Origin of the sequence: Parahaliea mediterranea (genome assembly GCF_017255185.1) — a bacterium.
Taxonomy (GTDB): Bacteria; Pseudomonadota; Gammaproteobacteria; order Pseudomonadales; family Halieaceae; genus JAFKCZ01.
In genome coordinates this window covers 1-2,629 of the sequence record NZ_JAFKCZ010000031.1, presented here as the reverse complement: position 1 = coordinate 2,629, position 2,629 = coordinate 1, and the positions used below count along the sequence as shown (strand labels likewise).

The following is a 2,629-nucleotide window of genomic DNA, read 5'->3' as shown; positions in this document are numbered from 1 at the left end:
GTTAAAACTGATGTGACCCGACCCCTTTAGGGGTCGCAAGGAGCCGGAGGCTCCGTCACTATTGCCGCTTTGAGCGGCTCACAAACTAAAGCCCCCGGCTTTGCCGGGGGATACTTACTCGGGCTTGACGCTGTGCATGGCGGTTTGCAGGTAGTTCTGCAGGCCCACCTTGTCGATCAGGCTCAGCTGGGTTTCCAGCCAGTCGATATGCTCTTCCTCGGACTCCATGATGTCCACGAAGAGGTCCCGGGACACGTAGTCGCCCACTGATTCGCAATAGGCCACGGCCTCTTTCAGGTCCTTGTGGGCTTTATGCTCGAGTTTGAGGTCGCACTCCAGCATTTCCTGGGTGTTCTCGCCAATCAGCAGCTTGCCCAGGTCCTGCAGGTTGGGCAGGCCCTCCAGGAACAGAATCCGCTCGATCAGCGCGTCGGCGTGCTTCATCTCATCGATGGACTCGTGGTACTCGTGGTCCGCCAGTTCCTTCAGCCCCCAGTCCTTGTACATCCGCGCGTGCAAAAAGTACTGGTTGATGGCCACCAGCTCGTTGCCCAGTACTTTGTTCAGGTGCCCGATCACTTTCGCGTCGCCTTTCATAGCGTACTCCTCCGCCTTGAGTTCAGATGCTACCCATAGTCTGTCACGCAAACCGAAAAGTCAAGTAAGTCATTGATTTTGTTATATTTTTAGAATGAAAATCAGAGTGATTCTCAGCCGGTTTCAACCTGAAAACGGGGGCGGATACCTATTAAGGATTAAAGGGGTCAGATTCCTTTTGCCCCCATTTATCCTTGAGTCAAAAAGCAAAAAAGGGTTCTGACCCCATTTATCGGAAATAGGTATCCGTCCCCAGAAAATGGAAAACCCCGCGCGGCGGGGCCGGGCGGGGTTTTCGGTGATTCGGGGGGCCGGGGGTTCAGCTCACCGCGTAGAACAGTTCCTGTTCGGCGCTGGGCAGGGTGTTCTCGAGGGATTCGCGCACGATGTCGCGGGCCAGTATGCCGCATTTACCACACTGGCTGGCGACGCCGAGGCTGTTGCGCACTTCGCGGATACTGCTGGCGCCATCCTGCACGGCTGCCCGGATCTGGGTATCGGTGATTCCTTTGCAAATACAGACGTACATGGTGTGTCGCCATCCGGTTTGTGTGCTGTTGATTGTGAAATTAATAGTAATGAGAATGATTGTCAACAGTATCCCTGGTAAATTTCTTGAGGCATTCAGGTGCGGCGCCCCCCTTGAAATGGTCGCCTTCGCCCGCACTGTGTAAGATGCACAGCGCTGGCGCCCGGCGAGAAGCCGGGCGCCTTTTGTTCCTTTCCAGAGAAAATGGAGTTAAAACATGGGTGTATTAGTCGGTAAACCGGCACCGGATTTCGATGTGGCCGCGGTTCTCGGCAGCGGTGAGATTGTCGATTCCTACAAGCGGTCCGAGCAGATGGCGGGCAAGTACGGCCTGGTCTTTTTCTATCCGCTGGACTTCACCTTCGTCTGCCCCTCCGAGCTGATCGCGCTGGACAAGCGCATGGCGCAGTTCCGCGACCTGGGCGTCGAGGTGGTGGCGGTCTCCATCGACTCGCAGTTCACCCACAACGCCTGGCGCAACACGCCGGTGGAGAAGGGTGGCATCGGCGCGGTTTCCTACACGATGGCGGCTGACGTGAACCACGACATTGCCCGCGCCTTCGATGTGGAAAGCGCCGGTGGCGTGGCTTTCCGTGGCGCGTTCCTGATCGACAAGGAGGGCGTGGTGCGCTCCCAGCTGATCAACGACCTGCCGCTGGGCCGCAATATCGACGAGCTGATCCGCCTGGTCGAGGCGCTGCAGTTCCACGAGGAGCACGGCGAAGTGTGTCCCGCGGGCTGGAACAAGGGCGACAAGGGTATGAACGCCTCTCCGGACGGCGTGGCCGCCTACCTGTCGGAGAACGCCGAGTCCCTGTAATTCGGGTTGCTCCAAGCTGTTCGAAAAACGCGGGCTTCGGTCCGCGTTTTTTGTTTGTGGGGGCGGTGTTTGGTTTGGGCCTGCTAGGTCTGGTGCCTGTTTGGGTTTCCGTGTTGCGGTGCTCGGGTGCTCGAGTGCTCGAGTGCCCGGGGTTCGGGTATTGGGGTGTTTAGGGGCGGCCTGCGGCCGCTGCGTCGCTCCGGCGCAGGCCAGGTGCTTTTTGGCCCTCTGCTACGGGGCATGCGGTGCGTTTGCCTTTTTGCTTCTCGCAGGGGGCGTTGCTTGGGGGGCGGTTGGTCGACCCGGGTGATACTGATGATTGGGCGCGGTTGTTTGGGGGGTGTCCGGGCGAGCGGGTTGCGGGGTTGCTGCCACTAAGCGGATGTGGTGTTCGCACCGACCCCTGCGCGCCGGGCCAAAAAGACCTGACCTACCCCGGATCAACGCGGGGTGCCAATCGGTGGGTTAGGGTGGAATTGTCCGGCCTGGGGTTGGTCGAATGAATTCGACCCTACAGGGGGGGGCTGCTTGTCCTTGTAGGGCGGAATTCATTCCGCCGCTTTTTGGTCGAATGAATTCGACCCTTGTGTCTCTCTCGATGTACTGTTTAGCTGGCAGTTCATCAGGTGAGGCGGTGAGTCAGCTTCGACCCTGAGGCCATAGAGCCTGTTTTGTAGATTCGA

Annotated in this window: 3 protein-coding genes; 1 reads left to right on the top strand and 2 read right to left on the bottom strand. The window is 58.5% G+C overall.

Annotated elements, in window-relative coordinates:
* Positions 1-114: 114 nt before the first annotated feature.
* Positions 115-597 (bottom strand): bacterioferritin, encoded by a 483-nt coding sequence (bfr, locus tag JYP50_RS21575; RefSeq protein ID WP_206562647.1) that lies wholly within the window; start codon positions 595-597, stop codon positions 115-117.
* Positions 598-916: 319 nt separating this feature from the next.
* A complete protein-coding gene (locus JYP50_RS21570) occupies positions 917-1,126 on the bottom strand; it encodes a bacterioferritin-associated ferredoxin (protein WP_206562646.1) in 210 nt (69 codons plus the stop codon).
* A gap of 217 nt (positions 1,127-1,343) precedes the next feature.
* Here JYP50_RS21570 and JYP50_RS21565 point away from each other — a divergent pair, with 217 nt between their 5' ends.
* A complete protein-coding gene (locus JYP50_RS21565) occupies positions 1,344-1,946 on the top strand; it encodes a peroxiredoxin (RefSeq protein WP_206562645.1) in 603 nt (200 codons plus the stop codon).
* Positions 1,947-2,629: the final 683 nt, after the last annotated feature.